The 23,298-nt window shown below is 33.7% G+C and carries 22 protein-coding genes and 1 pseudogene; 12 read left to right on the top strand and 11 right to left on the bottom strand.

Translation table 11 applies throughout. The features are described from left to right. Positions 1–39: 39 nt before the first annotated feature. The 6 genes from rpmG (at position 40) to WC622_RS02315 (ending at position 5,646) form a co-directional block, all read left to right on the top strand. Positions 40–222 carry a 50S ribosomal protein L33 gene (gene rpmG / locus WC622_RS02340; protein ID WP_008242799.1) on the top strand — a complete coding sequence of 61 codons (183 nt, stop codon included), beginning with the start codon at positions 40–42 and terminating at the stop codon, positions 220–222. An 82-nt stretch (positions 223–304) separates the two neighbouring features. Further along, a complete protein-coding gene (locus tag WC622_RS02335) occupies positions 305–466 on the top strand; it encodes a DUF4295 domain-containing protein (RefSeq protein WP_173273917.1) in 162 nt (53 codons plus the stop codon). Positions 467–537: 71 nt separating this feature from the next. Beyond that, complete coding sequence (gene ftsY / locus WC622_RS02330; RefSeq protein WP_372816893.1) at positions 538–1,500, top strand: signal recognition particle-docking protein FtsY; 963 nt, start codon at positions 538–540, stop codon at positions 1,498–1,500. 1 nt (position 1,501) lies between these two features. After that, entirely contained in the window at positions 1,502–2,833 is a 1,332-nt protein-coding gene (gene rimO, locus WC622_RS02325) for a 30S ribosomal protein S12 methylthiotransferase RimO (protein ID WP_372816891.1), read from the top strand. Between the two features lie 47 nt (positions 2,834–2,880). After that, the gene (bshC, locus tag WC622_RS02320; RefSeq protein WP_372816889.1) at positions 2,881–4,473 is read left to right on the top strand and encodes a bacillithiol biosynthesis cysteine-adding enzyme BshC; all 1,593 of its coding nucleotides are present in this window, start codon (positions 2,881–2,883) and stop codon (positions 4,471–4,473) included. Between the two features lie 90 nt (positions 4,474–4,563). Continuing rightward, positions 4,564–5,646, top strand: coding sequence for an Ldh family oxidoreductase (locus WC622_RS02315; protein ID WP_372816887.1), 1,083 nt, complete (start codon positions 4,564–4,566; stop codon positions 5,644–5,646). A gap of 76 nt (positions 5,647–5,722) precedes the next feature. Here WC622_RS02315 and lepB read toward each other — a convergent pair whose 3' ends face one another. The 5 genes from lepB to WC622_RS02290 form a co-directional block, all read right to left on the bottom strand. After that, positions 5,723–6,910: a signal peptidase I gene (lepB, locus tag WC622_RS02310; protein WP_372816885.1), complete on the bottom strand. Its 1,188-nt coding sequence runs from the start codon at positions 6,908–6,910 to the stop codon at positions 5,723–5,725. A 3-nt stretch (positions 6,911–6,913) separates the two neighbouring features. Continuing rightward, complete coding sequence (gene dapB / locus WC622_RS02305; protein WP_372816883.1) at positions 6,914–7,657, bottom strand: 4-hydroxy-tetrahydrodipicolinate reductase; 744 nt, start codon at positions 7,655–7,657, stop codon at positions 6,914–6,916. 109 nt (positions 7,658–7,766) lie between these two features. Further along, entirely contained in the window at positions 7,767–8,441 is a 675-nt protein-coding gene (locus WC622_RS02300; RefSeq protein ID WP_372816881.1) for a DUF5683 domain-containing protein, read from the bottom strand. Next, the gene (locus tag WC622_RS02295; protein ID WP_372816879.1) at positions 8,441–9,340 is read right to left on the bottom strand and encodes a ParB/RepB/Spo0J family partition protein; all 900 of its coding nucleotides are present in this window, start codon (positions 9,338–9,340) and stop codon (positions 8,441–8,443) included. Before WC622_RS02295 ends, WC622_RS02300 begins: the two co-directional genes overlap by 1 nt. Positions 9,341–9,349: 9 nt before the next feature. Beyond that, positions 9,350–10,153, bottom strand: coding sequence for a ParA family protein (locus tag WC622_RS02290; protein WP_372816877.1), 804 nt, complete (start codon positions 10,151–10,153; stop codon positions 9,350–9,352). Positions 10,154–10,331: 178 nt separating this feature from the next. Here WC622_RS02290 and WC622_RS02285 point away from each other — a divergent pair, with 178 nt between their 5' ends. After that, on the top strand, positions 10,332–10,853 hold the full coding sequence (locus WC622_RS02285) for an NADPH-dependent FMN reductase (protein ID WP_372816875.1): 522 nt from the start codon (positions 10,332–10,334) through the stop codon (positions 10,851–10,853). Here the strand turns inward: WC622_RS02285 and WC622_RS02280 are convergent. Then, on the bottom strand, positions 10,843–11,298 hold the full coding sequence (locus tag WC622_RS02280) for a hypothetical protein (RefSeq protein ID WP_372816874.1): 456 nt from the start codon (positions 11,296–11,298) through the stop codon (positions 10,843–10,845). The two genes, WC622_RS02285 and WC622_RS02280, sit on opposite strands and share 11 nt — an antisense overlap. Positions 11,299–11,343: 45 nt before the next feature. Here WC622_RS02280 and WC622_RS02275 point away from each other — a divergent pair, with 45 nt between their 5' ends. Further along, complete coding sequence (locus WC622_RS02275) at positions 11,344–12,975, top strand: ABC transporter substrate-binding protein (RefSeq protein WP_372816872.1); 1,632 nt, start codon at positions 11,344–11,346, stop codon at positions 12,973–12,975. Between the two features lie 74 nt (positions 12,976–13,049). Here WC622_RS02275 and WC622_RS02270 read toward each other — a convergent pair whose 3' ends face one another. From WC622_RS02270 to leuS, 5 genes are all read right to left on the bottom strand, one after another. Then, positions 13,050–14,534, bottom strand: a complete 1,485-nt coding sequence (locus WC622_RS02270; RefSeq protein WP_372816870.1) for an outer membrane beta-barrel family protein — start codon at positions 14,532–14,534, stop codon at positions 13,050–13,052. Between the two features lie 13 nt (positions 14,535–14,547). Then, the gene (locus tag WC622_RS02265; protein ID WP_372816869.1) at positions 14,548–15,435 is read right to left on the bottom strand and encodes a carboxypeptidase-like regulatory domain-containing protein; all 888 of its coding nucleotides are present in this window, start codon (positions 15,433–15,435) and stop codon (positions 14,548–14,550) included. A gap of 149 nt (positions 15,436–15,584) precedes the next feature. After that, entirely contained in the window at positions 15,585–16,232 is a 648-nt protein-coding gene (locus tag WC622_RS02260; protein WP_372816867.1) for a hypothetical protein, read from the bottom strand. A 23-nt stretch (positions 16,233–16,255) separates the two neighbouring features. After that, positions 16,256–16,750 (bottom strand): RNA polymerase sigma factor, encoded by a 495-nt coding sequence (locus WC622_RS02255; protein WP_372816865.1) that lies wholly within the window; start codon positions 16,748–16,750, stop codon positions 16,256–16,258. Positions 16,751–16,971: 221 nt separating this feature from the next. Continuing rightward, on the bottom strand, positions 16,972–20,214 hold the full coding sequence (gene leuS, locus WC622_RS02250) for a leucine--tRNA ligase (protein WP_372816863.1): 3,243 nt from the start codon (positions 20,212–20,214) through the stop codon (positions 16,972–16,974). 619 nt (positions 20,215–20,833) lie between these two features. Between leuS and WC622_RS02245 the strand changes: the two genes are divergently transcribed. The 4 genes and pseudogenes from WC622_RS02245 to WC622_RS02230 form a co-directional block, all read left to right on the top strand. Beyond that, positions 20,834–21,712, top strand: a complete 879-nt coding sequence (locus tag WC622_RS02245; protein WP_372816861.1) for a cell division protein FtsX — start codon at positions 20,834–20,836, stop codon at positions 21,710–21,712. Then, positions 21,712–21,939, top strand: a complete 228-nt coding sequence (locus WC622_RS02240; RefSeq protein ID WP_372816859.1) for a DUF3098 domain-containing protein — start codon at positions 21,712–21,714, stop codon at positions 21,937–21,939. Before WC622_RS02245 ends, WC622_RS02240 begins: the two co-directional genes overlap by 1 nt. Before the next feature lie 6 nt (positions 21,940–21,945). Next, positions 21,946–22,740, top strand: a complete 795-nt coding sequence (locus WC622_RS02235) for an undecaprenyl-diphosphate phosphatase (RefSeq protein WP_372816858.1) — start codon at positions 21,946–21,948, stop codon at positions 22,738–22,740. Between the two features lie 29 nt (positions 22,741–22,769). Further along, a pseudogene (locus tag WC622_RS02230) lies at positions 22,770–23,279 on the top strand (tRNA pseudouridine(55) synthase); the annotation flags it as partial. Positions 23,280–23,298: the final 19 nt, after the last annotated feature.

The following is a 23,298-nucleotide window of genomic DNA, read 5'->3' as shown; positions in this document are numbered from 1 at the left end:
AAACATTTGTCGGTTTTATCGACATAAATAAATAATAAAATGGCAAAAAAAGGTAACAGAGTACAAGTTATTTTAGAGTGTACAGAACATAAAACTAGCGGTATGCCGGGTATGTCTAGATATATATCTACAAAAAACCGTAAAAACACTACTGAGCGTTTAGAATTGAAAAAATTCAACCCAGTATTGAAAAAAGTAACCGTACATAAAGAGATAAAATAATTGAAGGACAACTTGTTTGAAGTATTGAATTTTAAATTCTTTATTTAAACATCCACTCGCTCAATAATTAAATTTAAAAGACATGGCTAAGAAAGTAGTTGCAACCCTAAAAACGGGTACAGGAAAAGAATATTCGAAAGTTATCACGATGAACAAATCACCAAAAACTGGTGCTTATTCTTTCAAAGAAATCATTGTACATAACGATCACGTTAAAGATGCTCTTGCTGGTATCAGCAAGTAATTCTATTCACGAATAGCATTAAAGGCCGTTCCGTATTAAACGGAAGGGCTTTTTTATTTTAATATCATTCTATGGGTTTATTCGATTTTTTCAAAAAAAAAGATACTGCTCCTGAAGCACAAGAAGCTTTAGAAAAGGGTTTAGAAAAAACTAAAGAAGGTTTTTTAAGTAAAATCACTAAGGCTGTTGCTGGTAAATCTACAGTTGATGATGATGTATTGGATAACCTTGAAGAAGTTTTAGTTACTTCTGATGTTGGGGTAAGTACCACCTTAAAAATCATTGATCGCATTCAGGCTCGCGTTGCAAAAGATAAATATCTATCTACTTCTGAGTTAAATCATTTATTACGTGATGAAATTCAACTTCTATTAGCAGAAAATAACAGCAATGATTTTCGGAATTTCGAATATGGGGACCATAAACCCTATGTAATTATGGTTGTTGGTGTTAATGGAGTTGGTAAAACTACTACTATTGGCAAGTTGGCACATAAATTGAAAAACGAAAACCTGAAAGTAGTTTTAGGAGCCGCTGATACTTTTAGAGCAGCCGCAGTTGAACAGATTAAATTGTGGGGCGAGCGTGTTGGCGTTAGAGTTGTGGCACAAGCGATGGGTTCAGATCCTGCTTCTGTTGCCTTTGATACACTTCAATCGGCAGTTGCCAATAAAGAAGATGTGGTTATAATAGATACCGCTGGCCGTTTACACAATAAAGTTGGATTAATGAATGAACTTGGTAAAATTAAAAGTGTAATGCAAAAGGTAATTCCGAATGCACCACATGAAATTTTGTTAGTACTAGATGGTTCGACTGGTCAAAATGCATTTGAACAATGCAAGCAATTTACCGAAGCTACCGATGTAAATGCATTAGCAATTACCAAATTAGATGGTACTGCAAAAGGTGGTGTAGTGATTGGCATTTCCGATCAATTTAAAATTCCTGTAAAATATATTGGTGTTGGCGAAAAAATGGACGATTTACAATTGTTCGATAAAAAAGATTTCGTGAACTCGTTATTTAATTAATATGATTACTAAAAACAAGCTTGTAAAAACTATTGCCAAACCTAAAATTAATGTAATCACTTTAGGTTGCTCAAAAAACACTTACGATTCTGAGGTGTTAATGGGGCAATTACGTGGCAATAATCTAGCTGTTGAACATGAATCAAATAGTTTAGGCAAAGATGATATTATCGTAATTAATACTTGCGGATTTATCGACAATGCGAAACAAGAATCCATTGATACTATTTTACAATACAGTCAGTTAAAAGACGAAGGTAAAGTTGGAAAAGTAATTGTTACTGGGTGTTTATCTGAGCGTTATAAACCAGAATTAGAATCAGAAATTACCAACGTTGATGCTTATTTTGGCACTAACGATTTACAAAACATACTGCACAGTTTAGGTGCAAACTACAAACACGAGTTAATTGGCGAACGTTTATTAACTACGCCTTCACACTTTGCATATTTTAAAATCGCTGAAGGATGTAATCGTCCGTGTTCCTTTTGCGCTATCCCGCTGATGCGTGGCAAACACGTTTCTCGAGATATGAACGAGTTGGTTAACGAAGCTAAAATATTAGCGGCTAACGGAACAAAAGAACTGATTTTAATTGCCCAAGATTTAACTTATTACGGTTTAGATATTTATGGAAAACGCAATTTGGATGAATTATTACGCCGTTTATCTGACGTAAAAGGCATAGAATGGATAAGGTTGCAATACGCTTATCCTTCTGGTTTCCCAATGGAAATTTTAGATGCGATGAATGAACGCGAAAATATCTGCAAGTATTTGGATATGCCTTTACAGCATATTACAGATAATATGCTAAAATCAATGCGTCGTGGTATTACCAAACAAAAAACCATCGATATTGTAAATGAAATCAGAGCAAAAGTTCCAAATATCGCTATGCGAACCACATTAATTTGCGGTTATCCTGGTGAAACTGAAAAAGATTTTGAAGAAATGTACAATTGGGTTGAGGAAACTCGTTTCGATCGTTTAGGTTGTTTCACTTATTCTCATGAAGAAAAAACTCACGCTCATCAATTAGTTGACGATGTACCTGAAGAAGTTAAACAAGCTCGTGTAGATGCTATTATGGAATTGCAACAAGGCATTTCTTTCGATATTAACCAAGAAAAAGTAGGCAAAACATACAAAGTTTTAATCGATAGAAAAGAAGGCGATTTCTTTATAGGTCGTACTGAATTTGATAGTCCAGAGGTTGATAATGAGGTTTTAATCGATGCAAATTCTGGTTACGCAGCTAACGGAAGTTTTGTAAATGTAAAAATTGATCGTGCAGAAGATTTCGACCTGTATGGACAAATTGTAAAATAAAGCTATCGCCTAAAAATGTTTCGTAAATTAGTTTAATTTCGCAACACATGAAGGCAAAATATATCTCTTATCAGGATACTCATTCATTCTCTAAATTAGTTTTAGATTATGTAAATGATGATGAATTCTTGAAACCTTTCTACAGTTTTCGTCCAGATATGGATGGTTTAAAAAAAGCTGTTGACGCCAGAAATTTCAAAGGAAATAGAGCTGAATTAGTTGAAGTTTTAAGTCAACAATATCAAAACGTAAAGACGAATAAATCCGTAAATCACAATATTAATTTACTGGCGGATGAAAATACATTCACTGTTACTACTGGTCATCAGCTTAATTTATTTACCGGACCTTTATACTTCATCTACAAAATTGTAACGACCATAAATCTGGCACTTGAACTAAAAATCGCTTATCCTGAGAAAAACTTTATACCAATTTATTGGATGGCGACTGAGGATCATGATTTTGAAGAAATCAACCATGTTAGTGTTGATGAAAAAAACATCAGCTGGATACAACAAACTAACGGTGCAACTGGAAGATTAAGCACAAAAACTGTTGAAGCAGCAGTAAGGGCATATAAAGCGTATTTAGGCATAAGCAAAAACGGAAAAAAATTAGCCAAGTTAGTTGAAAATGCTTACTTAACTAATGATAATCTGGCGGACGCAACTCGAGTTTTAGTCAATAGTTTATTTCAAGATTATGGATTAGTGATAATTAACGCTGATGATTCAAAACTAAAAAGGCAATTCAGTTCTATCATTAAACAAGATATTACTGAACAAAATAGTGCACATTTAACTGAAAAAACGAGTGAAAATTTAGCACAAAAAGGTTATAAAACACAAGTTAATGGTAGAGAGATTAATTTCTTTTATTTAATAGACAATCTTCGCGAACGGATTATTGAAAAAGATAATCACTATACCGTTAACCATACAGAAATTGGTTTTACTACGGATGAATTACTACAAGAAATTGAAAATCATCCTGAAAGATTTAGCCCGAATGTAATTATGCGGCCGCTATACCAAGAAGTAATTTTGCCCAACATCGCTTACATTGGTGGTGGCGCCGAAGTTTCTTATTGGATGCAATTAAAAGCTAATTTCGATTTCTATAAAACAGATTTCCCTGTGCTATTATTGCGTAATTCTGCTTTGTTAATTGATAAACGTAGTGCCGAAAACTTACACAAATTAGGTTTTAAATTAGAAGATGCTTTTCTTTCAGTTGCAGAATTGCAAAGAACATGGGTAAAAAATAACAGCACTTCTAATTTAAGTTTAGCTGATGAAATGAAAGCAATCCAAACAGCATTTGATCAGATTAAATTGAATTCTTTTAAAATTGATAAGACTTTGGAAAGCTCCGCAGATTCTGCAAAAACCAAGACTATTCATTTATTAGAAAATTTGGAAAAGAAACTGTTTAGAGCTGAAAAAAGAAAACATGAAGTTTCTTTAAAACAGATTGAAAACGTAAAAAATAGACTTTTTCCTACGGGCACTTTACAAGAAAGAGTATTGAATATTGCGCCGATGTATGTAAATTATGGAGATGATTTTCTATCCTCATTAATTGAAAATTTTCAACCTTTAGGTGGAGATTTTACACTTTTACTTCCATCATCATAATCCGTCATTGCGAGGCACGAAGCAATCTTAATGCGTTTGCTATTGTTGTAGGATTGCTTCGTGCCTCGCAATGACGACAAATTTAAAAAAATGAACTTTATAACTTTTACAGAAGCCAAACTTAGAACTTTTACATACTCAGTTTTTAAGAAAATGGGTTGCTCTGATGAGCATGCAACATTAGCGACCGATGTTTTAATTCTATCGGATTTAAGAGGGATAGATTCACATGGTGTAGCTCGTTTAAGCGGTTATGTTCGTTTGTGGGAAAAGAAAAGAATTAATGCTACACCAAATATTAGAGTAGTTTATGAAACACCAACTACTGCAACGGTAGATGGAGATGGTGGATTAGGTTTAGTTGTTGCACCATTTGCCATGAAAGTAGCAATTGAAAAAGCCGAAAAATACGGAAGTGGTTGGGTAGCCGTTAAAAACTCAAATCATTTTGGAATTGCGGGTTACCATGCTTTACTGGCCGTAGAAAAAGATATGATTGGAATTAGTATGACAAATGCAAGTCCATTGGTTGCACCTACTTATGCGAATGAACGTTTATTAGGCACAAATCCAATGTGTTATGCTTTTCCAGCAGGAAAATATCCGCCAGTTATAGTTGATATGGCAACCGCAGCAGCTGCAAATGGCAAATTAGAAATCGCTCAAAGAGCAAACAAAGAAATTCCAGAGGGTTGGGTGCAAGATAAACATGGAAATTCTTCAATCAATCCAAATGAATTGAAAAGTGGCGGTTCGTTATTGCCTTTAGGTAGTGATAAAGATCATGGTAGCCACAAAGGTTACGGATTAAGTGCAACAGTAGATATTTTATCAGCTGTGCTTTCTGGCGCAAATTATGGACCGTGGGTGCCACCATTTGTAGCTTTTTTAGAACCAGATGCAAATCCAGTTGGTGAAGGAATTGGTCATTTTTTAGGCGCTATGCGTGTAGATGGTTTTCGCCCTGCAGATGATTTTAAAAACCATTTAGATAATTGGATTGAACGCTTTAAAAATGCAAAAACTATACATCCAAATCAAAAAGTAATTATACCAGGCGAACCTGAAGCAGAAGCAGAGCTAGAAAGAAAAGTAAGCGGTATTCCAATTATTAATGTTGTTGTAAATGATTTAAATGAATTGGCCGCTAAACTTGGAATTGAGGCTTTATAAATTTTTACAACTATCTAAGTTATAAGCATAAAAAAGACCCCGACAAAAATCGAGGTCTTTTATAATTATTTTTTATTTAGTGAATACCTTTAAAAAGTCTATTCCAGCGTATTTTGCTAAACCATGAACCCTCACTATCAAAGCTCATCCAAATGAATAAAGCTTTACCAACTATGTGATCTTCAGGAACAAAACCCCAATACCGCGAATCTGCAGATTGATGACGATTATCGCCCATCATCCAGTAATAATCCATTTTGAACGTGTATTCTGTTGCTTTCTTACCGTTTAAGATCCAATCGTTTCCAACTTTTTCCAATTTATTACGTTCATAAATACGAATACTTCTTTCGTATAATGGCATTGTAACGCTATCCATTTTTACTGTCCAGCCTTTTTTAGGAACGATGATTGGACCAAAATTATCTAAATTCCAAGACCTGTTTTTATCATGTGGGAAAATTGCTCTATCAAATTCACCTTTCATAGCTACATTCTCTGTAACTGATTTAACATAATCAGATTTTTTAAGTTCTGCAACCATAGCTGGCGTTCCTTCAAACTGATAAATAGTAGGCACATTCGTTTCTGCGGTTTTACAACCCATATCTTGAAACAGCCTCATATTTATATCTGAAGTTTTAAATTCTATTGTATAATAAAACAATCCAGTAGGCTCCAAAGGCACCTTTTTCCCATTTACAGAAGCCAATCCATTTTCCATGCTAACGGTATCTCCTGCTATAGCAATACAACGCTTAATAAAGTTTTCACGTTTATCTACTGGCCTGCTTACAATTGTATAATTCGCATTCACTGTTCGCCTATCGCTACGCATAATCATTTGGTAATAATTATCATCTTGTGCTTCTAAAGCGACGGTATCTCCTTCTGGGAAATTGAAAACTACTACATCATTACGCTTAATATCTTGTAGTCCTGGCAATCTTCTGTATTTCCACTGAACACCATCCCAATATGCTTTTGTGCCTGTTAATGGCATAGTATGATGTGCAAAAGGAAAGGCAACCGGTGTCATTGGAATACGAGCACCATAATTTACTTTACTTACAAATAGGAAATCACCAATCAATAAAGATTTTTCCATTGAACCCGAAGGAATGGTGTAAGCCTCAATAAAAAATACTCTAATAATAGTTGCTGCAACTACTGCAAAAATGATTGCGTCAGTCCATTCTCTACTTTTACTTTTTTTCTTTTTTGGTTCGGCATTTTTATTTCTTTGCCAGAATTTCCAACTCATATATTAGGAATTAAAATTAAAAACATCGGCTATGTTGTAAAAGCCTTGTTTATTTTGTAACCACTCTGCAGCTATTACTGCGCCTAAAGCAAAACCTGCTCTACTATGTGCAGTATGCTTAATTTCTATCTCATCAACTTCAGAACTATAAACTACTGTATGTGTTCCTGGTACATTTTCTATTCTGTGCGACTCAATTAATAATTGCTCATTTTTAATCACATCTGGTATTTGCGTACCCACAACTTCATTTAACCATTCCGATTTACGATCAATCTCTTCAATGATCCCTTCGGCAATGGTCATTGCTGTACCACTTGGCGCATCTAGTTTTTGCGTATGGTGTATTTCTTCTACTTGTACTTCGTAAGCTGGATAATTATTCATCAGCTTTGCTAGTACTTTATTTAAATGGAAGAAAAGATTAACACCAACACTAAAGTTAGAGCCGTAAAGCAGTGTATTGTTACTGCTTAAACAATCATTTTTAATCTCTTGTAATTTGCCATACCAACCTGTCGTTCCAACAACTACTGGCACTCCAGCTTCTAAACATTTGTAAATATTATCAACTGCAGCATCTGGCGCACTAAAATCTATTGCTATATCTGCTTTTTCTAAATTATCAACAGTAAAATCTTCTAGATTATCTATGCTGATTTTTAGCACAACTTCGTGTCCTCTTTCTAAAGCAAAACGCTCTATAATTTGGCCCATTTTACCATAACCCAATAATGCTATTTTCATCGGTATAAGTTATTAATATTTTGATTACGGTTTTCATTTGGATTAATGAACTCGTAAACTCGGTTTATATTTAAAGGTAATGAAGCTATATCTAAATCAAATATTAGTTTCATAATTTGATAGTGAGTTTTAATGCAGGTATAGTGGGATTGTAACCATACATTGTATTTGAATTAATTAATGATGGTGAGATTTTAAAAGATAAATCATCATCTACATTAAAATATTTTAAACGGGCCGTGATGTAAGCGTCTAATGCATTTAATCCGTATAAGCCTACTAAAGAGATTAACACCACTTCGCGGTTACGTTTATAAATATTTTTAGCTACGACTAAAGCATCGGTGTTGGTGTATTGGGCTAGCCCGTTTTCAGGGTCTGGAGTATTATCATGCAGTTTTCTATACTGTAATTCATCCAAAAACAACTTGTAATTTTTATTATTGTCGATATACGACATGACTAATAAAGTGCCGCCAGCGTAAATAGCACCAATTTTACCAATTATATATAATTTTTGTCCGAATTTATTTCCTTTTGTTAAACCGCTTTTAACATCATTTACCACTAGTCCATAATTATAAGCTTGACCTAGGCCTGGAAAAATTAATGACCGATGAAATGCTTTTCTGCCAGCAATTTTTCCTTTATTTATGTAAGGTGCTGGTTTAATGGTGTCAACTCTGTTTTTAGTAGTATCTATCGGGGTTTTTACAGCAGGATTTTGCGCTCTTGCCGCAGCAAAAGTCAACACTAACATTACCGAAAGCAAAAGTGCTCGCATTACCAATCTAAAAGTTCTAAAATTCTGCTCAAATCATCGTTAGAGACAAATGGAATTTCTATTGCACCTTTTCCATTCTCTTTTACTTTTAATTTCACTTTGGTAGCGAATTTAGAAGCTAATTCATTTTGTAATTTTTGATATTCAAAAGAAACACCAACTGGATTAGCTTTAGGTTTTATTTGCACATGGTGTATACTGCGAACCAACTCCTCTACCTTACGAACAGATAAACCTTTATCCAAAATTTCTTGGTGAATAAACAATTGTTTGGCTTCTTCTTCTACACTAATTAGAGCACGAGCATGACCCATAGATATTTTACCATCACGAATTGATGCCTGAATAACTGGTGGTAATTTTAATAAACGAAGATAATTGCTAACAGTAGTTCGGTTTTTACCAACTCTTTCGCCTAATTGCTCAGGCTTTAGATTACATTCATCAATCATCATTTGGAAACTTAACGCTACTTCAATAGCATTTAAGTTTTCGCGTTGAATGTTTTCAATCAATGCCATTTCTAGCATTTGCTGATCATCCGCACTGCGAATATAAGCTGGTATTTGAGTTAACCCAGCCAATTTTGACGCTCTTAATCTACGTTCACCAGAAATTAATTGATATTTATTTCCGTTTTTTCTAACGGTTATTGGTTGTATTAAACCTTGTACTTTAATCGATTCTGACAATTCGTTTAGTGCAACCTGATCAAATTCCGTACGGGGTTGATATGGGTTAGTTTCTACATCACTAATATTTACCTGACTGATACTACCAACTTGTACAGTTTGTTCTAATGTATCGTTGCCATTTTTTGGAGGATGAACCGAATCAGTATCATCTAAAAGCGCACTTAATCCTTTTCCTAAACCTGTTTTTCGCTGAAAAGATGTCATCTATATAATTTATATGGTTGCCGTGTTTACATCTTGTTCTTCGGTTACTAAACCGTTTTTGCGAACAATCTCTCTAGCTAAGTTTAAATAATTGATAGCTCCTTTGCAATTTGCATCATGCATAATTACAGAAACACCATAACTTGGTGCCTCACTTAAACGTGTATTACGCTGAATAATGGTTTCGAAAACCAAATCTTGGAAATGGGTTTTTACTTCTTCTACCACTTGATTAGATAAACGTAATCTTACATCATACATTGTCAATAAAATTCCTTCAATTTCCAATTCTGGATTTAAACGATTTTGTACGATTTTTATGGTGTTTAATAATTTGCCTAAACCTTCTAATGCAAAATATTCACACTGAACAGGAATAATAACCGAGTCTGCAGCAGTTAAAGAGTTGATGGTAATTAAACCCAAAGATGGAGAACAATCGATAATGATAAAATCGTACTGATCTTTTACTTTTTCTAAAACAGCCTTCATTTTATATTCGCGGCTGGTTAGATTAATCATTTCTATTTCCGCACCAACTAAATCGATATGTGCAGGCAATAAATCTAGGTTTGGGGTTTCGGTTTTTACAATTGCATCTAACGGATCAACATCATTAATGATACATTCGTAAATACTATTTTTAATATTCCTTGGGTCGAAACCAATACCAGAAGTAGAGTTTGCCTGAGGATCTGCATCAACTAAAAGTGTTTTATACTCTAAAACCGCTAAGCTGGCTGCTAAATTTATTGACGAAGTAGTTTTACCTACACCGCCTTTTTGGTTTGCTAAAGCAATAATTTTACTCATCTATCTTTTTAAAAATCGCCAAAATAAACTATGGCTTTATTTTACACTAATTAGCTAAGAAAAAATGCTATTTTTGTATAAAAAAAGCACTTTTTAACAATTAGCTAAGATACAAACTAAATCATAATATTAGTATTAAAGCCTTAAGTGTTTTAAACATCTTATTAACAATTTTAGTATGATTACCATTATATCTGGTACTAATAGACCAGCAAGCAATACCTTAAAAGTAGCCAAATACTATCAGAAACAACTAGGAGAAAAGGGCTTAGAAACTGAATTATTGGATTTACAAGATTTACCAGAAAATTTTATCGGTCATGATTTATATGGCAAAAGAAGTGCAGCATTTGAAAAAATTCACGAATTAATTACGAAAACTACTAAGTTTTTATTCATCATTCCTGAATATCATGGGAGTTATCCTGGTGTATTAAAAACCTTCATAGATGCATGCGCATTTCCAGAAAGTTTTTACGATAAGAAAGCATGTTTAGTCGGAATTTCATCAGGGAAATATGGGAACATTCGTGGTATTGAGCATTTTAATGGTGTCTGTGCGTATTTACACTTAAATGTAATGCCTTTACGGTTGCATATTCCAGATATTAAAACGGAATTGGATGAAAATGGAAATTTATTTAAAGCAGATACGTTGAAATTTACCAATCAGCAAATGGATAAATTTATTAAGTATTAAACCTAATCCATTTATCACCCTCGTAACCAAAAATAAAAAATCCTGGATGTAGCATTTCTGCAAAATCTTCTATTAACATAACAGCATTTGCAGGAGTCCGTAATTTATTTGGATCATCATTCAATAAAATAATTCGACCGTTTTTTACAGCTGGCCAATTTGGGTCTAATAATGCAGGCACTTCACGCATTAAATCATTTAAAGTTTTACCTGGTTGATAATAAATAATATAAACCGCACCAAAAATTTCTGTTTCAAGCATGCCTCCAGCAGCATTTATTTCATCAGCTAAAACTAAGCTCTGCATGTTGAATGTATCTAAACAAACTACAGGCACTTTATCCATGAATTTAATTTTATGCGTTACAATATCGATGCGATCATTCAATTCTTCGCGTAAAATTTCATCATTTTCACTATTTATAAGCTCATTTAAAAAAGACATCTGAATTTATTTATTAATTTGTACAAAAATAGTATTCCTAAACCGATGCGTAGAATTATAAACAATATATTTTGGGTTTTTTGCTTGCTAGCGATTGTTTCTTGTAAAGGAAAAACCGAAACTGACGGCAAAAAAGTTTTCAATATCAATCTAGATCAAAATGTTACTTCCTTAGATCCGGCTTTTGCTCGTAATCAAAACGCCATTTGGATGATTAACCAAATATTTAATGGATTGGTGCAAGTTGATAAAGATTTAAACACAATTCCTTGTATTGCTAAAAGTTGGACAATGTCTAAAGACGGGTTAACCTATACATTTAATCTACGTGATGATGTTTACTTTCAGGATGATCCTTTGTTTAAAAATGGAAAAGGCAGAAAAGTTGTCGCCTCAGATTTTTCGTACAGTTTCTACCGTTTAATCGACCCTAAAGTTGCCTCATCTGGAGGATGGATTTTTAGCGATAAAGTGAAAGATGCTAACAGTTTTAAAGCGTTAAATGACACCACTTTCCAAATTCAATTAGTAAAGCCTTTTCCTGCTTTTATGAATTTATTGACGGCTCAATATTGCTCTGTTGTACCAAAAGAAGTGGTAGAGCATTATGGTAAGGATTTTAGAAGTCATCCCGTTGGTACAGGCCCATTTAGATTTAAGTATTGGAAAGAAGATGAAATTTTAGTATTACTTAAAAATGAACATTATTGGGAAAAAGATGGGAATACACCATTACCCTATTTAGACGCTGTTAAAGTCACTTTTATTACTGATAAACAAAGTGCTTTTATGAATTTTATCAAAAAAGACCTTGATTTTTTTAACAGTGTTGATGGAAGTTATCGAGATGATATTTTAACCAAAAGTGGTAAAATGACCAGTAAATACAATGGGAAATTTCAATTATTTAAAGGCCCCTATTTATGTACTGAATATGTTGGGATTTTAGTTGATACTTCTAAAACTATTGTTAAAAATTCCCCTTTACGTTTTCAAAAAGTGAGACAAGCAATTAATTATGCGATTGATAGGCAGAAATTAATTAAATATTTAAGAAATAGTGTTGGAACTCCTGCTACATCGGGTTTTATACCCAAAGGGATGCCTGGTTTTGATAGCACAAGAGTAAAAGGTTATGACTATAATCCTACATTATCTGCAAAATTATTAAAAGAAGCAGGATATCCCAACGGGAAAGGAATGCCTGAAGTTACGTTAAGCACTTCTACAACGTACAAAGATTTAATTGAATTTATCCAAGGTGAATTGAATAATATTGGGATAAAAGTAAAAGTAGATGTTAGCCCTAATGCGAGTTTACGTGATATGATGGCGAAGAATGAGGTGAACTTTTTTAGGGGTTCATGGATTGCTGATTACGCCGATGGTGAAAATTATTTATCGGTATTTTACTCTAAAAACAAAGTGCCTTTTGGACCAAATTATACAGGTTATTTTAACGATGAATTTGATAAGTTATTCGAACAAAGCTATTTTGAAAGTGATCCTAAAAAACGATATGAATTGTATTATAAAATGGATAATATGGTAATGGAATATTCTTCAGTTGTTCCTGTTTTATACGATCAGGTAGTGGTGATGTTGCAAAATAATATTAGTGGCTATCCAATTAACCCACTAAGTTTAATGATTTTGAAAAGAGTGAAGAAGAAGTAGAATAATTTTTTCTATATATAACTAAGCCCCTACTAAAAATAGTAGAGGCTTTTATTATGCAGTAGTATTACATTTTATTGTTGCACACCACCCATTTGACCACCTTGTTGATTTTGGTCTTGTTTAATATCATCGTTTTTGATTTTCTTTTTCTCAGTAAATTTCAACTTGCCAAATTTATAACTGAAGTTTAAACCAAATGAACGTAAAGGATAGTAGATGTTTTGGGTTTGATAGTTGTTTTCACCTTGTGTTACAGTTTCGATATGTAAATCGCGTTTAAATGGATTCAATACATTTAAGCCAAGTGTTCCTTTTTTATTAAAGATGTCTTTTTTAACAGCTCCACCATAAAAGAACATAGGTTCGGTTTTACTTTGGAAAGTATAACGAGGAGAGTTAACCACTCCAAAAAATTCTAAATTCCAACCACCTTTAAATGTATTTGCAGAACGCATAAAGAAATTGTAATTTAAAAATGTTCCCTCATTCATTCCTTTGATATCTGGTCTACTTCTAACTTCATACGTATTTAACGCAATGTTACTCATCAATGTCCATTTTGGAAGAGGATTGTAAGAAGTAAATAAGTTAAACCCAAAGCTTTGTGTAGTACCCACATTTTCATAAGTTGAAAGAATTCTTCCACCTACATTTTTATTAAGTGCTTCGATAATATTTTGGGTATTGCGGTAAAAAATAGACGCATTAATAATTGAACCTTTAATATAAGTTGAATAACCAAACTCTAAATTATCACTTAACTCTGGTGCTAAATCTGGATTTCCTTGAAAGTCGAAACTTAGATTACTAGCATTCAAAAATGGATTTAAATAAGCCAAGCTTGGGCGTTGAACTCTACGGTTATATGCCAATTTTAACGTTGTTTTACCTTTTATAGTTTGTGATAAAATAGCGCTTGGAAACAAATTGAAGTAATCATTTTTTCCAACAGTTGAGTTTATATCAGTATATTCTGCTCTAATCCCGCCCTTAAATTGTATTTTTTTAGTTAAATTAAAAGCTATTGTACTATACGCTGCACCTACATTTTGTGTATAATCAAAATCTTTACCTGAACCATATTGGCTTTGTATATTTCTAAAAATACCTTTCCCTCCAGCTTCGAAAGTAACTGTTTTGCTAAAAGGATAAATATAATCTGTTTGAGCAGTATACTCTCTATTTTCACCAACATTACTACTCGCTAAATAACTAATAGGTACACCAGCAGCAGTTTTATAATCGTTAACAAATTCATTTGTGTTTTTACCTGTGGTTAACTGACCTGAAACAGAAAACTCTTCACCTGGTTTTTTAGTGGTTAACTTATAATCCATATTCCAATCTAAGTTACCATTACTCATATCTGTGCTACTTACAATATTTCCAGCTGCCACATTGTTACTTAAAATTGCCGATGATCCAGGCCCGCCGTTATAAAAGCGGGTGTACTTAGCATTGGTACTAATGTTGTTGTAGGCATTAAAATCGTAATCTAAACCTAAACTCCCATTATACGCTTGTCTTGTCCAATCAGAAAGGCCATCTTGCAGCACACCAGTTGTTACATTATTTGTTAAAAAACACTACTCGTGATTCTTGTGGAAATGCCAATTGAGTTCCTAAAGCAGTATTCACACTGAAACGTCCTGTTTTAGCGGTTAAATTAAAAGCACCTGCATTTTGACGTGTTCCAGTGGTTGCATTTACACTTCCACTAACTCCTTCTGCATTACTTTTTTTGGTAATGATGTTAATGATACCTCCAGAGCCTTCTGCGTCATATTTAGCAGATGGATTGGTAATAACTTCTACACTTTTAATTTGATCTGCTGGCAACATTTTTAACGCATCAGCTACGCTATTTGCCATTGTGCCTGAAGGTTTTCCATTAATTAAAACACGTACAGAACTTCCACGTAGCTGAACGTTACCATTAATATCAACCGAAAGCATAGGCACTTTACGCATTACATCGGTTGCGTCTCCTCCTGCATTTGTAGCATCAGCTTCTGCGTTGTACACCAAACGATCAATTTTATTCTCCACCACCGCTTTTTGTCCAACAATGTTTACTTCGTTTAACGTATTTGCAGTAGCGCTTAAAATGATCGAACCAACATTATAATCTGGTTTCTCTGGTGTAGTTTTTATAATTACAGTTTTCGTTTTATAACCCATAAAACCGATAGATAATTTATACTCATCTGGCGCAACGTTTTGTAAAATGATTTTACCTTTTTCATCTGTTACACCACCATTTACAGCCTTACCATCTTTCACTTTTAATAGTGATACTGTAGCGTAATCTACTGGTTTGTTGGTTAATGAGTCTAAAATAATTGCGGTAATACGACCTGTTACAGTTACTTTTTGCCCACCTCCCATTCCAGGGAATTGCGCTTTAGCATTGAACATGAAGATTAAACCTATACTTAAAAGTAGAATTCTTTTCATTGTATTATTAATTTGTTTGTTCTTAGTCTAACAAAAGTAGCTTTTGTTACACGTTTATAGAGAGATTTTAGACCATCAGGAATGATTTGACGGTGAATGATCATTTTTTGACGGTGAACTGTTCACTGGGAAATGATGTCAGAAAACAGTTAAATTTTTTCAAAGTTTTCTATTTCTTTTAAAAATTTGCCTGATTTGATAATTGAACTCCATTCCACCCCATAAAACATCATTCTAAACCATCTCTTATCCATATTTTTGATATTGATATTTTTGTAGAACCAAATACCCACATAAGTTAACAGGAATACTACCGGCATTTGAATAAGCCAGAATGCCAATGGGTTTTTCTCAATTAATTCTAGGCGAATATTCCAAGTTGCAAATACTGGAAACTGTAAAAAACAAATACCTATTACTTTTAATGTTGAGCTTTGCAACTTTGCCATTTTTTGCTGCATTTGTAAAATGTTTTCACTACGGTCAATTTCGCTAATGAGCACCAATTGTCTAATGTACATACCTACAGCAATAACCATAATTAATAAATGAATGCCGACTGATAAATTAAGAAAAATGGACGCAAAAGGACTGAGATGGTATAAAAAATAGCCCACCAAAGCTGAATAAATAATTCCTATAAAAACGACTAAAACCTTATAATTTCTAGCTGGTCTAAGTGCATTTTTAGCTTTTTGCTGTTGTAATTCTGTTATAATTTTTTGATTAAGAGAAAGCGATTTTTCTAATTTTTCATCATATTGTTTCCAAAGATTGATGATTTCTATATTTTCCATGTTGATTAATGTTAGTCCAATAATTATTGGCTTGAAAATTTTTGTTTTAACTGTTCTTTAATTCTTCCAATTTTTGTGGCCACATTGGTGGAAGTAATACCTATAATTTCCGCCATTTCTTTATGAGATTTTTCTTCGAGATACAATAGCATCAGTGCTTTATCTAAAGGCTTTAATTCGTTGATGAACTTTTGCAATGCATTTAAGTTTGCTTCTAATCCTTCTTCCAAATTCTCATCAACAATTTCTATTAAATGTTCCCCCATTAAAACTGTGCTTGTTGTTTTTTGCTCTTTTCTATAAAATGAAATGGCAACGTTTAACGCAATGCGATACATCCAAGTAGATAACTTGTACTCATTCTTGAAACTTCCCCACGATTTCCATAATTGAAATATAATTTCTTGAGCCAAGTCTTCACGGTCATCTGCATTTTGGCAATAAGAGTTACAAATTTTAAATATGAGACGCTTATTGGTTTCAATAATTTTTAAGAATTCTTGTTGAGCGTGTTGCATTAATTAAATCATCTTTCCCTATTAATCGCAGCAAGGTCAGAAATATCACAAGGATTGCGAAAAATAATTTCTGGGGATAAAATATAGCCGCAGATTCGCAGATTATTTTTGATTTTACCTAAGCTCGTAGAACATTAATAATTAAAACAAAAGCCACAGATTGACAGATTTTAAATCTGCTAATCTGTGGCTGCTAGTATCTAGTTGCTAAATAATGTGTGCTATATTACAATATTTACAATTTTTCCTTTTACAAAGATAATTTTCTTAGGAGTTTTACCTTCTAAATATCCTTGTACTTGCTCATTTGCCAAAACAATTTCTGTAGCTTGATCTTGCTCTAAACTTAAACTCAAGTTCAAATTCATTCTCATTTTACCATTAATTGAAATTGGATAAGCAAATTCATTTTCCTCCAAATAAGCTGGATTAAATGTTGGATATGGTGTGTTTGATAAATCTGTATTGCCTAACATCGACCATAATTCTTCGCAAATATGTGGTGCATAAGGAGAAAGTACAACGACTAAGTCTTCTAGAACCTGACGATTTTTACATTTCAAATCAGTTAATTCATTTACTGCAATCATAAAACTAGAAACGGATGTATTGAACGAGAAACGCTCTACATCATCTTGTACTTTTTTAATGATTTTATGTAATGCTTTTAACTCTGCTTTTGTTGGTACAGAATCATTTACATGGAAAACCCATTCTTCATTATGGAATAAACGCCAAAACTTACGCAAGAACTTAAATACACCTTCAATTCCATTGGTATTCCAAGGTTTGCTCTGCTCTAAAGGACCTAAGAACATCTCGTACATACGCAAGGTATCTGCACCGTATTGAGCAATCAAAACATCTGGGTTTACCACATTAAATTTTGATTTAGACATTTTTTCAACTTCAACACCGCAGATGTATTTTCCATTTTCAAGAATGAACTCCGCGTTGGCAAATTCTGGTCTAAACTCTTTGAATTTATTAATGTTTAAGATTTCATTTTCAACGATGTTAACATCTACATGCAAAGCTGATGTTTTGTAATCTTTTCTTAAACCGTAAGAAACTAAAGTATTGGTTCCTTTCCCTTCATCATCAACCACACGATAAACAAAGTTACTTCTACCCTGTATCATCCCTTGGTTAATCAACTTTTTGAAAGGCTCTTCTTCGTTAACATAACCTAAGTCTTTCAAAAACTTGTTCCAGAAACGGCTATATAACAAGTGACCAGTTGCATGTTCAGAGCCACCAATGTATAAATCGACATCTTTCCAATAAGCAATTGCTTCTTTCGAGGCAAAATCGCAATCGTTTTGCGCATCCATGTAACGATACCAGTACCAGCTACTACCTGCCCAACCTGGCATTGTAGAAAGTTCGTATTCATATTGTTTTTCGTAGCTCCAATCAGTTGCTCTTCCCAAAGGTGGTTCACCACTTTCAGTTGGTAAATACTTATCAATTTCTGGCAACACTAATGGCAATTCTTCCTCCTTAATAAGATACGGCAAGCCATCTTTAAAGTAAACCGGAATGGGTTCTCCCCAATAACGCTGGCGACCAAAAATTGCATCACGCATGCGGTAATTTACTTTCGCTTTTCCAACTCCTTCTCTTTCTAACCAGTGATTTAAATAAGAGGTTGCTTCTTTATAGCCTAAATTATTAATGAAATCAGAGTTGATATATTTTCCTTCTTTAGTTGGATCAGCTTCTACTTCAATATCTTTTTGAGCATCTAATATTTGGATAATTGGCAAGCTGAAATGCTTTGCGAATAACCAGTCGCGTTGATCGCCACTTGGCACACCCATTACAGCACCAGTTCCATAACCTGCTAAAACATAATCAGCAATCCAAATTGGCACCTTTTCTCCGTTTACCGGATTAATCACGTAACTTCCAGTAAATGCTCCAGAAACTGTTTTCGTATCCGCCATGCGGTCTAATTCAGATTTCTTTTTAGTTTGATCAATATATTTTTCTATTTCTTCTTTCTGTGTTTCTGTAGTTAAAACATGCACCAACTCATGCTCTGGCGCTAAAACAATAAATGAAACACCAAAAATCGTATCCACACGAGTGGTAAACACCTCTATATAAGCCTCACCCCGACCCTCTCCAAGGGAGAGGGAGGCAGAGTTGCCTACCTTGTTAGTTGCATTATCTTGTCTTTTATCTAATTCTGTTTTTATCTCTCCAACTACAAAATTGATGTTCTTTAAAACTTCTTCATTTGAGAAACGGATCACCTTGAAGCCTAGCTGATTTAGTGCCTCCGTTCTAATTTGATCATTTTCTTGGTTTTCTAAATGATATCCACCATCAACTTCAATAATCAATCTTCTATTTAAACAAATAAAATCAGAAATATAGGCACCTATTGGGTGTTGTCTTCTTATTTTATGACCAGTTTGACTATTTCTTAATTTTTGCCAAAGCGCATCTTCAGCCTCAGTTTGACTACTTCTATTTACTCTAGCATTAGTTTTTAAAATTTCCCACAATAATGGGTCTGCAGTTTCATAGCCAAAGCCACTAGTTGCTCCCTCTCCTTCGGAGAGGGCTGGGGTGAGGCTAATTGCGAAACGGACACTTGCCCCTACACTTTTACCAATCCAGTTGCGTTGCATTTCTTTAACTGGTTCTGGCCAATCGATGGTATTTAAGCCTTGCAATAATCGCTCTGCGTAAGCAGAAATTCGCATGCTCCATTGCATCATTTTTTTCTGCTCAACTGGATATCCTCCACGTTCAGAAAAACCATCTTTCACCTCATCATTAGCCAAAACAGTTCCCAATGCTGGGCACCAATTCACTGTACTTTCCTTTAAATACGTTAACCGATATTTCAACAACTCAACTTGCTTTTCTTCATCTGTAAATGTTGCCCAATCGGTTGGCATAAAATCTTTTACATCTTCATCGCAAACCGCTTTTACATTAGCACTACCTGCTGCATTAAATTTCTCAATTAACGTGGTAATATCTTCTGCACGATCAGTCTCTAAATTGTACCACGAATTAAATAATTGCATAAAAATCCACTGCGTCCATTTGTAATACGATGGCTCACTTGTACGCACTTCCCTACTCCAATCAAATGAAAAACCAATTTGATCTAATTGACGACGATACGTTGAAATATTTGCTTCAGTAGTAATTGCTGGATGTTGACCTGTTTGAATAGCATATTGTTCTGCTGGTAATCCAAAAGAATCATATCCCATTGGATGCAAAACATTAAATCCTTTTAATCTTTTATATCTCGAAAAAATATCAGAGGCAATATAGCCCAGTGGATGGCCAACATGTAAACCTGCTCCAGAAGGATAAGGAAACATATCTAACACATAATATTTTGGTTTTGTAGAATTTGAATCGGCTTTAAACGTTTGATTTTTTGCCCAAAATTTTTGCCACTTCTGCTCTATGGCTGCAAATTGATAATCCATTAATTTCCTCTTTCTTAAATAGTTTGCGAAAATAAGGAAATTAAGCCTGTTTTTGAAGTGCAAAGAATAAAAAACGCCATCTCTCTTTTTGAAGACGGCGTTCGTAATACAATTTGTTCGTTAAATCCTTATCGACTTAGGTAATAGGTTTCTGTTATTTTAGGACTTGAACCTATAGCTGTCCCTGTAAATTGAAGCTGATTTTGTGTAATTGTAGCAACTTTACATTCCAAATCTTTGAAGAAAAACCATATAAAAAGCAAGGACTGCGGAGGCCCGAAAATGTCCGAAAATGTCTGGAATTGTCTGGAATTGTCTGTTAAAAAGTAGAGTTCTCCTAGAGTTCTCCTACATTTGTTCTGGTATTGTTCTGCTAAAACGCGGTTTTCTAGGAGGAATGTAGGAGCAAACTGGGAGCAAACCATATGTAAAATATGTTAAATTGATAAACATCTGCATAATGAAGATAAAAAGTTAAATAATGTTAAGCCTCCGCTTATTGATGCAAAATTTACTAATTTGCTTTACTTAAATTTAGCATTGATGCAAAAACAAAAAGGCTTTTATTTACATTTCTGCATATCTTTCTTTATTTTCGCAAAAACAAAAACATAAATACATGGAAGAATTTGAAGTAAGCGAAGCTTCTAAGAAGACAAAAACCATTTATATTTCCACCATCTTTAGTATTGCCTTGGTTTTACTAATGTTAGGTATGTTGGGTTTGATTTTGGTTCATGCTAAAAACTTATCTAATTATGTAAAAGAGAATATTGTTTTAAACATTATTGTTGATGAAGGTGCTAAAGAAACCGACATTTTAGCTTTCCAAAAAGAATTGAATGCTAATACAGCGGTTAAGCAAACTCAATATGTAAATAAGGAGGTGGCACAACACAACTTGACCAAAGATTTAGGCGAAGATTTTGTAAACTTTTTAGGATACAACCCATTACTTTCTACTATTGATGTTTATTTAAAAGCAGATTATGCAAATAACCAAAGCATTGATGCGCTTAAAAAGAATATAGAAAAAAACCCAATCGTTAAAGAAGTGATTTATCAGAGTTCTTTAATTGATATGGTGAACAAAAATATTAGCACCATTAGTTTGATTGTGTTGGGTTTTGCAATTATTTTATTAGTAATTGCAGTAGCATTGATCAACAACACCATTCGATTGGCAATTTTCTCGCAACGTTTTTTAATAAAAAGCATGCAGTTAGTTGGCGCTACTAAAAACTTTATCAGAAAGCCTTTCATTTTAGTTGCCGCATTACATGGCTTAATTGCCTCTTTTATTGCAATTATCATTTTGCTTGGTCTTTTATATTACGCACAAAAAGAAATACCTGAAATATTGATTTTAAGAAATTACACCGAATTTGGTTTCGTATTAATTGGCATGATCGCTATCGGTATTTTTATTACCTCAATAAGTACATTATTTGCAGTAAGCAGGTATTTACGTTTAAAAATTTACGATCTATATAGATAATGGCAGAAAAACAATCAGCTCCTGTAAAACAGGATAAAAAAACAGAATTGGTTTTTACAAAAAAGAACTATCAGTTATTATTAATTAGCATTGCTATTGTTGTAGTTGGCTTTATTTTAATGATGGGTACCACAGGTGATATCTATGATGTGAGAAGAACTTTAATAGCACCAATGGTAGTATTATTTGGGTTTGCATTTGGTATTTATGCTGTTTTAAAAAAATAAGGGTTAATGAATTTTATACAAGCCCTAATCCTTGCAATTATTGAAGGGTTAACTGAGTTTCTGCCAGTTTCATCAACAGGGCATATGATTATTGGCTCCTCTATCATGGGCATAGCTTCTGATCCTTTTGTGAAGCTATTTACCATTTGTATCCAACTAGGTGCTATTTTATCGGTAGTAGTTTTGTATTTCAAACGGTTTTTTAAGAGTATTAACTTTTATATTAAATTAGTTATCGCATTTATTCCTGCTGCAATTTTTGGCGTTTTATTGAGTGATAAAATCGATCAAATGTTAGAAAGCCCGCTTACAGTTGGGATTTCTTTAGTAGTTGGTGGTGTTATTTTATTATTCGTTGATAAATGGTTTAGTAATCCGACTATAAACGAAGAAGTAGAAATAAATTATTTAACTGCGCTTAAAATTGGTTTTTTTCAATGCTTAGCGATGATACCTGGTGTTTCTCGATCTGGAGCAAGTATAGTGGGCGGAATGAGCCAAAAATTAAGCAGAAAAGTAGCTGCAGAATTTTCTTTCTTTTTAGCTGTACCAACCATGTTTGCCGCTACAGGTAAAAAATTGCTAGACTTTTATAAAGAAGGTCATACCATTTCTCATGAGCAAATACAGATTTTAGCTTTTGGTAATGTGGTCGCTTTTATCATCGCCTTATTGGCAATTAAAAGCTTTATTGGCTATTTGAACAAAAATGGTTTTAAACTATTTGGATGGTATAGAATTATTGTTGGACTAGTTATTATCGTACTGATTTTATCTGGGCACCAACTGTCTATCATTTAAACCGTAGCTTTGCATCAAAATAATTTCTTTTGGAGAACAAAAACCTACAATTTCCTGATTTTGACTTTGCCCAAGGCGAGCTTCTTTTAATAAACAAACCCTACAAATGGACCTCTTTTGATGTTGTTGGCAAGATTAGAAATTCGCTAAAACCCCTTAAATTAAAAGTTGGACATGCTGGCACATTAGATCCTTTAGCTACAGGTTTATTAATTATCTGTACTGGAAAATTAACTAAGCAAATTGACACTTTTCAGGCAGAAGAAAAAGAATATACTGGCACTATGATTTTGGGAGCGAGCACACCTTCTTTCGATATGGAAACTGAAGTTGATGCGACTTTTCCTATCCAACATATAACTGAAGAAGAAATTTACGCTGCTACCGATCCTTTTAAAGGAGATATTGAACAATATCCACCAGCACATTCTGCTGTTAAAGTAAATGGCGAACGCCTATATGTTAAAGCTCGTTTAGGCGAAGAAGTTGAATTACGCAAACGCAATGTTACCGTAAATGCGTTTGAAATTACTAGAATTGCTTAGCCAGAAGTAGATT

It is taken from the genome of Pedobacter sp. (assembly GCF_041662865.1).
Taxonomy (GTDB): domain Bacteria; phylum Bacteroidota; class Bacteroidia; order Sphingobacteriales; family Sphingobacteriaceae; genus Pedobacter.
The sequence above is the reverse complement of the archived record's forward strand: the minus strand, read 5'-3'. Positions and strand labels throughout refer to the sequence as shown.

Excerpts from the sequence above, each read along its gene's own strand:
- WC622_RS02295 (WP_372816879.1), bottom strand. The coding sequence starts at position 9,340 with ATGACATCTTTTCAGCGAAAAACAGGTTTAGGAAAAGGATTAAGTGCG.
- rpmG (WP_008242799.1), top strand. The coding sequence starts at position 40 with ATGGCAAAAAAAGGTAACAGAGTACAAGTTATTTTAGAGTGTACAGAA.
- WC622_RS02265 (WP_372816869.1), bottom strand. The coding sequence starts at position 15,435 with ATGAAAAGAATTCTACTTTTAAGTATAGGTTTAATCTTCATGTTCAAT.
- bshC (WP_372816889.1), top strand. The coding sequence starts at position 2,881 with ATGAAGGCAAAATATATCTCTTATCAGGATACTCATTCATTCTCTAAA.
- WC622_RS02300 (WP_372816881.1), bottom strand. The coding sequence starts at position 8,441 with ATGCGAGCACTTTTGCTTTCGGTAATGTTAGTGTTGACTTTTGCTGCG.
- WC622_RS02235 (WP_372816858.1), top strand. The coding sequence starts at position 21,946 with ATGAATTTTATACAAGCCCTAATCCTTGCAATTATTGAAGGGTTAACT.
- WC622_RS02290 (WP_372816877.1), bottom strand. The coding sequence starts at position 10,153 with ATGAGTAAAATTATTGCTTTAGCAAACCAAAAAGGCGGTGTAGGTAAA.
- ftsY (WP_372816893.1), top strand. The coding sequence starts at position 538 with ATGGGTTTATTCGATTTTTTCAAAAAAAAAGATACTGCTCCTGAAGCA.
- lepB (WP_372816885.1), bottom strand. The coding sequence starts at position 6,910 with ATGAGTTGGAAATTCTGGCAAAGAAATAAAAATGCCGAACCAAAAAAG.
- WC622_RS02280 (WP_372816874.1), bottom strand. The coding sequence starts at position 11,298 with ATGTCTTTTTTAAATGAGCTTATAAATAGTGAAAATGATGAAATTTTA.
- WC622_RS02240 (WP_372816859.1), top strand. The coding sequence starts at position 21,712 with ATGGCAGAAAAACAATCAGCTCCTGTAAAACAGGATAAAAAAACAGAA.
- rimO (WP_372816891.1), top strand. The coding sequence starts at position 1,502 with ATGATTACTAAAAACAAGCTTGTAAAAACTATTGCCAAACCTAAAATT.
- WC622_RS02285 (WP_372816875.1), top strand. The coding sequence starts at position 10,332 with ATGATTACCATTATATCTGGTACTAATAGACCAGCAAGCAATACCTTA.
- WC622_RS02245 (WP_372816861.1), top strand. The coding sequence starts at position 20,834 with ATGGAAGAATTTGAAGTAAGCGAAGCTTCTAAGAAGACAAAAACCATT.
- dapB (WP_372816883.1), bottom strand. The coding sequence starts at position 7,657 with ATGAAAATAGCATTATTGGGTTATGGTAAAATGGGCCAAATTATAGAG.
- WC622_RS02315 (WP_372816887.1), top strand. The coding sequence starts at position 4,564 with ATGAACTTTATAACTTTTACAGAAGCCAAACTTAGAACTTTTACATAC.
- WC622_RS02275 (WP_372816872.1), top strand. The coding sequence starts at position 11,344 with ATGCGTAGAATTATAAACAATATATTTTGGGTTTTTTGCTTGCTAGCG.
- WC622_RS02255 (WP_372816865.1), bottom strand. The coding sequence starts at position 16,750 with ATGCAACACGCTCAACAAGAATTCTTAAAAATTATTGAAACCAATAAG.
- WC622_RS02335 (WP_173273917.1), top strand. The coding sequence starts at position 305 with ATGGCTAAGAAAGTAGTTGCAACCCTAAAAACGGGTACAGGAAAAGAA.
- leuS (WP_372816863.1), bottom strand. The coding sequence starts at position 20,214 with ATGGATTATCAATTTGCAGCCATAGAGCAGAAGTGGCAAAAATTTTGG.
- WC622_RS02260 (WP_372816867.1), bottom strand. The coding sequence starts at position 16,232 with ATGGAAAATATAGAAATCATCAATCTTTGGAAACAATATGATGAAAAA.